3 protein-coding genes are annotated in these 11,993 nt (G+C 44.0%); 1 reads left to right on the top strand and 2 read right to left on the bottom strand.

Going from position 1 to position 11,993, the window contains the following annotated elements; genetic code table 11:
* Positions 1 to 53 precede the first annotated feature (53 nt).
* Together LU276_RS03690 and LU276_RS03685 are read right to left on the bottom strand one after the other, a co-directional pair.
* The gene (locus tag LU276_RS03690; protein ID WP_284674303.1) at positions 54 to 3,947 is read right to left on the bottom strand and encodes a UvrD-helicase domain-containing protein; all 3,894 of its coding nucleotides are present in this window, start codon (positions 3,945 to 3,947) and stop codon (positions 54 to 56) included.
* The gene (locus tag LU276_RS03685) at positions 3,937 to 7,998 is read right to left on the bottom strand and encodes an exodeoxyribonuclease V subunit gamma (protein ID WP_284674302.1); all 4,062 of its coding nucleotides are present in this window, start codon (positions 7,996 to 7,998) and stop codon (positions 3,937 to 3,939) included. The genes LU276_RS03690 and LU276_RS03685 overlap by 11 nt, the downstream gene beginning before the upstream one ends.
* A 212-nt stretch (positions 7,999 to 8,210) precedes the next feature.
* Between LU276_RS03685 and dnaE the strand changes: the two genes are divergently transcribed.
* Positions 8,211 to 11,963, top strand: a complete 3,753-nt coding sequence (gene dnaE / locus LU276_RS03680; RefSeq protein WP_284674301.1) for a DNA polymerase III subunit alpha — start codon at positions 8,211 to 8,213, stop codon at positions 11,961 to 11,963.
* Positions 11,964 to 11,993: the final 30 nt, after the last annotated feature.

The following is an 11,993-nucleotide window of genomic DNA, read 5'->3' as shown; positions in this document are numbered from 1 at the left end:
TCTTCTCAATCAATTAGTACTTTTTATTTTCAATACCCTAAAATATAGAACCATTACCGAAACAGCTCGTCTAAACGGCGTACCAACTCTATCGGCACTTGCCACACCATGCGACCCAACCGCTCATCATCAGCCACACCACGCAAAAATAAATATTCCACCGCACCCAAATAGCGATGCTCATTGCCCACATAGTCTTTAACACGCATCTTTAATAAGCGATGCAAAGCCACTTGATAAATCGCTGCTTGTAGCCAGTAGCCTGCCCTATCCATTGACTCAAACAATGCCTGCTCATGATACGCTTGAATGCCATTGCCCAAAAAATTGGATTTATAATCCACCACAAAAAACCGCCCTTCATGCTCATATACCAAATCAATCCCACCTTTTAAGTAGCGATATAAGGGTTGGTATGAATCATCTTTGGTTAGGCTAAGTGGTTTATCGCTATATGCTTCAAAAGCAGCATTTAACTCATCAATGCTAAAGCCCTCTTTCATTCCAAGCAAAAATCCCATTTCTTTTACGCTTGATGAATCAGTCAAAGATACCAAATTTACTCCTGAAGCAGCAAAAGGTGCATGAATGACATCATTCATCCATAGCACAAGCTGTCTGTGCAAAGTATGCTTGTTATCAGAAGTGGGCATACCCATCGCCCTTTGAGCATCTTGACTCATATAGTCAAGCACTCCTAGATACCTTGCCACCTCATCAATCGCACGACTGATATTGTATAATTTGTCTTGTGGTTCGCCCTTAGTGTTTATTTTTTGTAAGACTTGATGTAAAAAATCCCCTGCCAGCATACCACGCATGAAAGTTGTGCGAATGTCATCATGACACGCTTCTTCGTCCGCCATTGTCTCCAAATCGGTCAAAGCCACCAACTCATCATGGTCTGGCGTAACTGCAAGCAACTCTTTGGTTTTGTAATCTAACTGGCTAATGAGTGCTGTAAAACTCGTCTGCACCGCACCATAAAACACCGTCTTATGCATGATCTCATGCCATGCCAGATAGTCAATAGGAACAAGATTGACATCATTGGACGAATAGGGCTTAGTGATATAGTCATCAGTCTCTAAACTTAGCCAATCCATCTTGCCTTGCATTCTAGATGGCAAGGAGAGCGTAGCACTGTCAGCACAATCACACCATAAAAACAGCGGTCTTTGGTGTGTATGTAGTCGCTTATTCAAATCCTTTGCCACCACATACATCTGTTCAGATGCTCGAGTCAGTGCCACATAACCCAACCGCTTGCGTTCATCAATACTTTCTTTTAGATCAAGCTGTTGATAATTTACGCCGTCTTTTCCAATGGGTTTGGGGGATAAATGGCGATTGAACTGTGTATCAGTATAAGGATAAAATAGCGTCCCATTTTCCGATACCGCTTCATCAAGCCCAATCACATACACAATAGGGAATTCAAGCCCTTTGGATTTATGAATGGTCATCATATTCACGCCAGACTCGCTAGGTAGTGGCAGTCGTTTATGAGCATCAGGTATGTCGCCACCACACATCTGCATCTTGTACCACTCAATGAGTGCCAACGCCTGCAAATGTTCTTGGGTGCTAATCAGCTCTAAAATCTGCCACGCATCCGCCAAATACCGCTCGCCAAAGCTAGCAACGCTAAGCCATAGCGAACCGTCTTTCATGAATGGATGCTTTGCCAGTGCCAAATTCAATGCCGATGCCACGCCGTGCTGTAGCCATCTTTCAAAGACTTGATTCAGATAGATCAGTAGTTCTGATTTTGCTTGACCTTCTATTTCATCATCAACACCAAGCATTAACATCGCCTCATCAAGACTCATGCCAAAAAAAGATGAAGTCAATAGCCGACCTAATTTTTCTACATTACTCATCTCCACACACACACTTAATAAAGCATATAAATCACGCCCTGCCTGCGTACTAAAGACATTGGTCTCTTGGGCGGCGATGGCTGGGATATTTAACGCATCTAAATGCTCTTTGACCGCTAGCAGCCACTTATTTTTATAGCTTAATACCGCAATATCGCTTGGCATGATGGCACGCTCACCTGCCTGTGTGTTGATGGTATGACCGCCTTGTAATAGGCTGTTGATATGCCATGCTAATAGCTGACTGATGGGCGATTGGGCATTAGCAGTTAAGTGCAACATGGCTAATGGTTGCCTACCTAGATAGCTTGGTCGCTCATCTTGAGTATCCGCCTGCCAAGACAACCTTTGGCTCTCATTATGGGCAGTAATGGTCTGATAATAAATACCCTCACCAAGATTGCCATGCTCGCCCTTGCCATCATCAAACCACGCATTTAATGACTCAATCAAGGCTTTATTTGAACGGCGGTTGACAGACAAAGACAGCTGTTGATTGATGATGGGATAGCAAGCATTCGCCACGCCCGTATTTTTCATGCGATTATAGTTGGCGACATCCCCACCACGAAACCGATAAATCGCCTGCTTGGGATCACCCACCAACAACAAAAATCCCAAAGATGGCTTGTCTTTATTTAACTGCTTTATCAAATAAGACAAATATACCTGCTGGATCAGTTCAACTTGAGCTCCATTGACATCTTGGGATTCATCAATCAAAATCACAGGATAATGATGGCGAATATGCTTAGCAAGGCTTGGGTTGTTTGCCAAAGCCTGATTTAACCTGTGCATCTGAATGGTAAAGGTCGTTTTGGCTTGATTTTCAAGCCAAGTCGGTGTCTTGGCACGGACTGCAAGGGCAAGGGTTTTGTACAGATGAGTACGGTATTGATTGGGTAGTTGACAAATACTCTCATAGATGAACACCAAAGCAGTTAGATGTTTATCAATAAAACCCATCAGCAGTCGTTTGGCATTCTCATCATGTTTTTTATTAAACACATTGTCTTTTTCTAAGGCTTCATGAACAGCAGACAGCCAATCGGTGTGCGTTTTATCTAGATGGCGAACAAATGATGTGCCATGCTCTGCCATCGTCTGCACAATCTCAAACAAGCGATGCCAATGTTTTAATAGTTTGCCTGTGGCACGCACCCCCACCGAATCACGATACTCTTTATCGCAAAACTTATCCACCACTGATGTATCTAGCTTGGTGAACGCCAGCACCATTTCTTGTAGGCTTGCGACATACTGATCATCAATCAATGTTGCCTCATCATTAAATGGCACATTAAAAAAATTCATGGCAACTTGGATTGATTGATACGCCTGATCAATATCGCCAAATATGTTTTCGTGGCGGATCATCTCATACAGTTTAGGATTTTGACTCATTACCTGAGTATGTGCCTGCCTAAGACCATCATGAATGATGGCGATACTAATATCAGAACTGTCATATAAAATATCTGCTTTGGGCTGATGTCCAATCTCTGTGGAGAATTCTTTGAGCCATTTTTGAGCAAGGCTGTCTAGCGTCCCCACAAACAGCTTATCCAAAGTAGCCAATAGCAGACCCACACGACGAATCGCCTCATCAAAAGCAGGCACGCCATCAACCAAAAGATGTTTGATAAGATGTACATTGATGAGGTCATCAGCTCCGACAATATTCGCCCCCAGTGCAGTAGCAACCAACTCATCGGCTCGCTCATCAAGAGCTAAAGCATCATCAAACCAGTGTGCGTGCATCTCTTGGCTGGATTTTAACCACAACAGATAGCGATAAAACACCGTCAAGCGTTCTTGGATACGCTCTTGCATCTCAGCGGCTGCAGCACGAGTGAAAGTGGTGGCTATCATACGCTGTACATTGTATTTTTCTTCAATGAACAATCGCAAAATAATGCCCGTCAATGTCCAAGTCTTACCTGTACCTGCCGATGCTTCTATCAGGTATGCTCCTTTTAAGGTGCAAGCGATGGCAGGTGGCATATCCTGACCATTGGACGCTACTGCGTTGGCTGATTGTTTATTCTCTACTTTATTGCTCATCACTCACCCCAAATGCTCGAATATTTTTTAATAGCTCCTCGTATAATGGCTCACTTAGTTGCCCTGCCGATGTCAGCACCTGCTCTGGGTCACTATCACCAATCATCAACGCATAAATCTCATTCACCCATGCACTGCCAATGCTTGATGTATCACCCTGCAACCTTGCCATCAGCAGAGCATTGATTGGGGTTAGTATGATGGGTAGCTTTGAACCAAGCAGAGTAAAGATGATGAAATTTTGTAGTAGTTTAGATGCCTTATCAGCACGCACAGGGCTTAGTTCATAGGTTGTTTGACCTGCCAGATTTTTTAATGCTTTTAACTGTTGGGACGCTTCTTTGAATCGCCAAATACTTCTACCATATCCAAGCTGTTCGTCTTTTTCATTAGTCTGACGATGTACCTGCCATAGCAGATGGTGTAGCCAAAAGTCTATTAAACGCTCCGCAGATGCTCGACTGACCGACATATTTTTCCATACTGTTTCATCTGTTTTAGGCATATCTGCCATCAGTTTTAGGCGATGTGAGCCTAGCGTCATTGCTACCGTCTGCTCCTCCAATCCACTTAGCACCTTTGAGTACTGCCAATCATCTGGCGATGCAGCCCTATTTAGAGTTTCGCCAAGCTCGCCAAGCATTGCTTCTAGTTGACCAACCACAAAGTCAAGCCCATCTTGTAGCACACTCATTCGTACCGCACCTGCTGGCAACAGTGCATCATGATGCACAGTGTGCAGTTGTGTCATTTCATTGTTTTGCTGATTGTTGATGACATCAGATAAAGTTTTTGGGTTAATTGCATTCATTGGCATGCCATCAAATACCCCTAGCCGAAATGCCTGCAGTATCATCTGATGAAGTTGCCAGCCACCCAAATAATCCAGAGACAAAGGTTCATTTGCCTCATCATTTGCCATCTCATCATCTAGGGCAAATTTGCCTTTTAGGTAGGCTTTGGCAGGCGATTTAATCACATATAACATGTTTTTAATGCTTAGATAATTTGGCACTTCAATGCGATACTTATCAAGCAGTTCATCAACAGACTGACCCCTTGCATTATTTTGTTGATCCATTGCCAGATTATCCATCAAGACATCAGTAATGTATCGCATCTCATCATCTGTTGGCAGTGCAACAAGCGTTGTTGCCGACCCTTCTTGATATTCATCAATCACACGGCGTACCTTTTGCCAAATCGGTGCAGGTGGCAAATGTCGCCTTTGTTCATGCTTTTGTGCATCAATCAGTTTATTTAGATACGCCTGAAAATCATCATCAGCCTCAACATCTTTTGCTTGATAAAACACCCCCTGTTCAAAATTCATGGCATGATGATAAGTAACCAGATGCCGTGCTATCAACTCTGGCAACATACCGCCGAGTGCCATCAATGCCTCATCTGCCACATCATCTACTTGCCAATATACCTCTGATTTGAGAAACTCAATCAACTCCCCTACAGGTGATGCAGGCAAGAGCACCGTGCTACCATCAGGACTCATGCCGTTATAAAAAATAGCACAGGCATCTTTGGTGCAAAGCAATGCATCCAAAAACGCCCCATTGTCATCATCTTCGTTCGTACGGTCGCCACGACGCTTAAGCCCTGCTTTCATCAAATCCAGTCGAGTGTTCCTATCTTGTCTTGGAAAGGCAGATAAGTCCATGCCAAGCATGATGGTCAACCCAAAAGGAATGTTTCTTAACGCCCCAAACCTTGCCACCGTAATCACTCCAGATGGCTCAGCTGAGATTGTCTGCATACCCACCGCTGCAGTCAGACTATCAAGCACAAACTCCAGACTTAATCGAATGTCATCTTGTAAGACATACACTCCTTGATGATGCGTGCGTTTGTAATAGTTGGTATTTGCTCTTAGGCTTGAGAGCATGGCATTTTTTGCATCAAATATGGATCGCATCTGTACGCTTTGCTTGATGGCAGAAAAATAAGTATCAATAACCTCACTTTCTATCTTATGTAACCATGCTTGAGCGGTATCCACTTTTTGGTAGTCATTGCCAAATTTACCCAATGCTTCGTACATACGGCACAATGCCGAAACGATAGGCTCATCATCAAGACCGATACCACCCAATGGCAAAGTTGCCTCTGATGTATGAACATTTTGCCAATCAAAGGGGTATAGCACATCACTTGCGTGCTGAGCATCTGGTGCAATAAAACCCATAACAATACGATCAAGTGCATAACTAAAAGTGTAGCGATAGTCGGTATCTTCATCGTGCAGAGTTTGGCTTAGGTGCTCGGCATTAAAACCCCTCTTAAAGCCTGCCAGACCAAGCAACTCTCTGGCTCGATACGCCTCATCAAAACTTAGGCTAAAGTTCTCATATACAGCAGGATTCATCAGCCATTCATAAAACTCTTCAGCATAAAAGCGAGCATCTTTTGCTCCAAGCAGGCGATAAAAGCCGGTCAATGCTGTCATCAGCTCATCAATACTGCGGTCAGTGATGCCTGTAATTTTAACCGGCAATCGCATGCCATCAATACCCACCCCTTCAGGAAATACCGAATGAATGACATTTTGAGCCACATCAACATCAGGCAATAAAATCACCACATCCGACAGCTGTCTTTTGCCATCGGCATACTCGGTATTCAGATATTTAGCAATCATCGTTCGAGCAATTTCAAGCTGTCGCTTTAGGCTATGACAAGCATGAATGCTAAGCTCAGGTAAGGCGTAATTGGATTGTTCTGTTAAGGTCATGGTGGGTTTTTGATGGGTTTTATTGCCCAAAACAGACAACATCTCGTCCATCGCCACGCTACCATCGCCCTCACCCAACATAAGAATGTCTTGTTTTAGCCCACTTAAAATCCCTTTGCCTGTATGTGGAATAAATCTATCTTGCCAATCAACCAAAAAAACATCATCTTGCTGACTCTTGTTGACATCATTGATATCGCTATTATTTATGCCTTGATAATAAAACTCGCCTCCAGACATATCTGCCAACATGGCAAAAGTCTCACGAGATTCCTTGCCTAGTCTGGATAACAACCCATGACCATAGTCTTTTAAATAAACAGCATTCGGCCTGATGATCTTTTGAGTCATCAGCCAGTTTTTATCAACAATATCCGCCCAAAACATTCTTGATGGGTTAAAATGCAACAAGTGCACATTGATGACAAGCGATAACCGCTTTAAGAACAACAATTCCACTTGGGGCATCTGTTGCACGGTAAACAAATACAAATCTTTGGGTAGAGCATTGATTGCCTGCTGTCTTGTCGCTTCACCTCGTTCACCATCAAGCACCGCCCAAAAACGCCTCTCAAGCATCTCACGGTACTCATACACCTCAAAAAATAATGTCTGCCATAAAAACCGGAGCAATCGCTCTAGTGATTCATAATGTTCCAATAACCAAGACGGCGTCTCATCATCTCGACCGAATTCATCGCCAAATTTATCTTTTTGACGAATCATCTCTTCAACCGATACAGGCAAATCTAGACCAAATGACCAAGCGTGTAGCCACTCAGGGCGATGGGTCAGATAGCGAACATATACTTTAGAAAGCTCATCACACGCCTGCCATAGACGCTTCGGTTCTAAGACATAACCATCTTCTACCTTATCTGACAACGGCTTGAATAACAAATGTAGTACATGCGTTTCATCATCAATAATCTGCTCAAGCAGTTGGGCTGATGTCTCATTTAAAAAGCCAAAAAGTCGCCAACGCATGACCGAAGCAGACAATACCGCCACCTCAGGCACCGCTACTGCATCATGCTCATTATTTTTTGCATCAATACCCAGCACCTTATCAATCATACGCCATTGATATTGCCCCCAAAACTGTGCTATTAAAAGCGTACTAATCCCTGCTCGCATGGCAACTTCTTTGGTCAGCCAATTCCCAAGCACCATAGATGGCACAATGACAGTAAAAGGACTAAAAATCGCCTCTGATAGACTGCCATATTGGTCGTTTTTTTGATAAAACTCAATGAGCTGATCGACAAGTGTGTCGGTATCGTTAGATTGGATGATTTGGAACATGGCTTTTTGAATATTTAAGGGATAAAAATGATGACAACAGCAATCAAGATTGCACCTTGAATTGTACCTTGATTTGATGGATTTAGCCATTTAAAAATTAAATATAGTCAGCACCCCTAAAAGATATTTCACGCCAGCACTTAAAAAAACCCCCAATCAATGCTATAATCTATCCTTTTATGCTTAACACCTAGCAACATCAAAGGACATTCATGGCATTTGTGCATTTGGGCGTACATAGCGAGTTCGCCATCGTTGATTCCATCGTGCGTATCAAAGAACTGGTTAAAGCCGCCAAAGCAGACGGACAAGTAGCACTGGGTCTGGCAGATTTGAACAACATGTTCGCTGTGGTCAAGTTCTACAAAGCCTGCACAGCAGCAGGCATTAAGCCCATCATCGGGCTAGAGGCCACCATCGGTGATGCCATTGATCATCATGCCGAAGCAAATGGTCATACCGCCATTCTCTATGCCATGAATAATGATGGCTATAAAAACCTACTTCGCCTATTGTCAGACGCTTATACCGGCCGTCCCATGAATGATAATGGCACGGTATCCGTTCATACACCCATCATCACCAAAGATGCCCTATTTGAACGCAATGACGGCATCATTGCCATCTTAACCGACCGCTCCGAAGCCACCATCGCCCTAAAAGGCACTCACCCAGAGATGTTCGCCGCTGCTATTGAACCGTGGCAAAATGTCTTTGGCGATCGTCTATATCTTGGCATCAAACGCACGCACAGCACGGACAACGACTACAACAAGCAAGTCGTCATTCATGGCTCTAAAGCAGGCATTCCCATCATCGCCCATAATGATGTGCGTTTTTTAAATCCTGTACCAGAAGGCATTAGCATAGGAAAGGATGATGAAATAAGTAGCGACTTTGACGCACATGAAGCTCGTGTGTGTATTGCCACAGGCTACACCCTAGATGACCCAAACCGCCCAAAAAAATACACCCAAGAACAGTATTTTCGTAGCCAAGACGAGATGGCAGAGCTGTTTTTGGACATTCCACAAGTCATTGAAAATACTAGCTTGCTCGCTTCTCGGTGCAATGTCAGCCTAACACTTGGTATCAATGTCCTGCCAGAATTCCCCATTCCAGATGGCGAGACCATCGAGAGTTTCTTTCGCAAAATTAGTGCCGAAGGTCTCGACCAACGCCTAGCCAAACTATACCCCATTGACACCCGAGATGACTCATGGGGGGATATCTACCAATCTTATCAAGAACGCCTAGATTATGAATTAGATATCATCTTAAAAATGGGTTTTCCAGGCTACTTTCTCATCGTTATGGACTTTATCCGCTGGGCAAAAGCCAACGGCGTTCCTGTCGGTCCTGGTCGTGGCTCAGGAGCAGGATCGCTGGTTGCATATAGTTTGAACATCACCGATCTTGATCCGCTAGAATACGATTTGCTGTTTGAACGCTTCTTAAACCCTGAGCGTGTCTCCATGCCTGACTTTGATATTGATTTTTGTATTGAAGGGCGAGACCGAGTTATTGATTATGTCGGTCATACCTATGGTCGTCAAGCCGTTTCACAAATCATCACCTTTGGTACAATGGCAGCTCGTGCAGTCGTGCGAGATGTGGCACGAGTACAGGGTAAGCCTTTGGGTCTTGCCGACAAAATGTCAAAACTCATTCCAAAAACCCCTGGTATCTCACTGGCTGATGCCCTAAAAGAAGAACAACAACTCCAAGAGCTCCTAAAAGACGACTCAACACACCCTGACCACGATGCCGCCAAAGAAATTTGGGATATGGCAGAAAAACTTGAAGGTTTGACTCGCAATGTCGGCAAACACGCAGGTGGTGTACTCATTGCCCCTAATCGTATCAGCGATTTTAGTGCGGTGTACTGCGATGATGAAGGGCATCCTGTCAGCCAGTTTGATAAGGATGATGTGGAAGCAGTAGGACTGGTAAAATTTGACTTTTTAGGGCTGCGAAACCTAACCGTCATTCAGGCAGCGGTTGATAACATCAACATCACTCGTGCCAAACTCGGTCAAGAGCCCATTGATCTTGAAAAACTACCTTTAGACGATGGCCAAGTTTATGAATCGGTGCTTCAGTCAGGCAACACCACCGCTGTATTTCAGCTTGAAAGTTCAGGCATGAAAAAATACCTAAAACAGCTAAAGCCCACCAACATCGAAGATGTGATTGCGATGTGTGCCTTGTACCGACCAGGACCTTTAGAATCTGGCATGGTAACTGACTTCATTGACCGCAAACATGGTATTCAAGAACCTGCCTATCCACACCCAGACTTTCAGCATGAATGGCTAGAGCCGCCGCTTAAGGCAACCTATGGCGTCATCGTCTATCAAGAACAAGTCATGCAAATCGCCCAGATTCTCTCAGGCTATACGCTAGGCGGTGCTGATATGTTACGCCGTGCAATGGGAAAGAAAAAACCCGAAGAGATGGCAAAACAGCGTAGCATTTTTGTTGATGGGGCAATCGGACAAGGCGTCTTAGGCGAGCTGGCAGGTCAGATATTTGATTTGGTAGAAAAATTTGCAGGCTACGGCTTTAACAAATCACACTCGGCAGCCTATGGTGTACTTGCTTATCAAACCGCCTATTTAAAATATTATTACCCTGCCGAATTCATGGCAGCCGTCTTAACATCGGAGATGGACGATACTGATGCCATCGTATTTTTGATTTCTGATTGCAAAGAAAACTTTGGGTTGTCGGTCATTCCACCAAGTGTAAACCATAGCGACTGGCGATTTGTCGTCCAAGATGACAAGACGATTATCTATGGGTTGGGTGCAGTAAAAGGCGTGGGTGAAGATGCCGTAGCAAGCATTGTTAAGGCCAGAAAAGATGGTGCATTCAAAGATCTTTATGACTTTTGCAATCGTGTAGACATAAAAAAAGTCGGCAAGCGAGCCTTAGAGGCCCTAATTTGTGCAGGCTGTTTTGATGATTTGGCAGTGCATATCAAGCCAGAATTTGCTACCCAAGAGTTACGCCATCATATTCGTGGCGGACTATGGGAACAATTGCCTGCCGCCATGCAGGTCGCCGAACAAAATCGACAAAACGAACTGGCAGGTACTTTTGATTTGTTTGGCGAAGTTGATGACGATCTGTCTGTCGCACCAGAGCTACCATCTGTGATTTGGGGCAATCAAACTCGTCTTAAAGGCGAAAAAGACACACTTGGGCTATATCTGACAGGACACCCCCTTGACAAGTATAGAGACGAACTCAAAAAATACACCAACATAACCCACCTATCTGAGTTATCAGATACAGGTTATAATAAATACGCACGAGTGGCAGGATTGGTGATTGATGTTGCAAACTTTGGCAACCGAGTAGCCATCACACTAGATGATGGCAGTTGCCGTGTGGAAGTCAGCTGTTTTACTGATAAATTCAACCAATTAAAATCGGTCTTAGAGGCCAAAACTCCAAACGCCACAGAACTCAAAAAAATCGCCAAAGAAGATTGGGAGATGCTACCTGACCTAAACGGCATCATCATCATTGCCAAATTGAGCGTGCGTGAGAATGATGGGCGTATTTTTGCTAGAATGCAAGATGCCATGACTCTCACCCAAGCACGCTTAAAACATCTAAGTTCAGTAAATATTAAGCTACACGCTCATGATACACAGACGCTATCAGGCATCATCTCACTACTCAAAGAAAACAACCCCCCTGATGACACATCGCTCATCTTTGATACCCAAGAAGATATTGAAGATGCCATTGCGTATGACGAAGAAGGCAACGAGCTAACCACGACAACGCCAACATTCATCAAAGATGGCTGTTTGCCTGTATCTTTATTTTTGTATGATGACTGTAGCATCAGTCGGCTACTGGTAAATGAGCGATTTCGGCTACATCCTAGTGATGCCATTATTAGTGGCTTACAGGCTCTATTACCGCCTGAGAATTTATTACTCAAATGACACAACCATGCAACCTAAGATATTCATTAG

The sequence above is a fragment of the Moraxella haemolytica genome (assembly GCF_030177935.1).
GTDB classification, from domain to species: domain Bacteria; phylum Pseudomonadota; class Gammaproteobacteria; order Pseudomonadales; family Moraxellaceae; genus Moraxella; species Moraxella haemolytica.
The sequence above is the reverse complement of the archived record's forward strand: the minus strand, read 5'-3'. Positions and strand labels throughout refer to the sequence as shown.